At 56.8% G+C, this 576-nt stretch carries 1 protein-coding gene; it reads right to left on the bottom strand.

Going from position 1 to position 576, the window contains the following annotated elements:
- Positions 1-114: 114 nt before the first annotated feature.
- Entirely contained in the window at positions 115-471 is a 357-nt protein-coding gene (locus tag EWE75_RS24850) for a TonB-dependent receptor plug domain-containing protein (protein WP_130160662.1), read from the bottom strand.
- Positions 472-576 lie beyond the last annotated feature (105 nt).

Raw genomic sequence — 576 nt, 5'->3', positions numbered from 1 at the left:
CTTGCGTAGATCAACCGACAGCGCCCTGGGCATGTATCAACCTCCTTGCTCGAAGGCCGTACTGAATCAGATCGCAACCGATTTGGGAATCGCCCACGATTCAATCAGATCGATTTATGCTCTAGGATCAGTGGTACGGATGATGACCGCCCCCGCCAGCGCATTGCGGCCCTGAACGGTGGATTGCGGCCCGCGAAATACCTCGACCTGAGCGATGTCGTAGAGATCGAGCGGCCCTGCGGCCAAGGCCGTCTCCAGCAATACGGCCCCGTCGAGGTAGACGCTGGCCAAGGCGCCGTCGCCGCTCCCCGACACGTTGAACGCATCGATCCCGCGGATCGAGAAACTCGTTTTGTTGCCGTTCACGGAAAGATTGGGCGTGCGCTCGAGTACGTCATAGGCGCTGATCAAATTCTGATCGGTGATCGTCGCATTGGTCGTAACCGCGACGCTAGAGCATTTTTCGATCAAAAAGCATCATATCCGCAGTGAGCGAAGTAGTTTTTGCACTCTGCGGGGGTGAATTCGTCGATAGATTGGCCGATAATGCGCCAGAGGTCATCAACCGTTCTGGCG

Source organism: Sphingomonas populi, from assembly GCF_004208535.1.
In the GTDB taxonomy this organism is placed as follows: domain Bacteria; phylum Pseudomonadota; class Alphaproteobacteria; order Sphingomonadales; family Sphingomonadaceae; genus Sphingomonas; species Sphingomonas populi.
The sequence above is the reverse complement of the archived record's forward strand: the minus strand, read 5'-3'. Positions and strand labels throughout refer to the sequence as shown.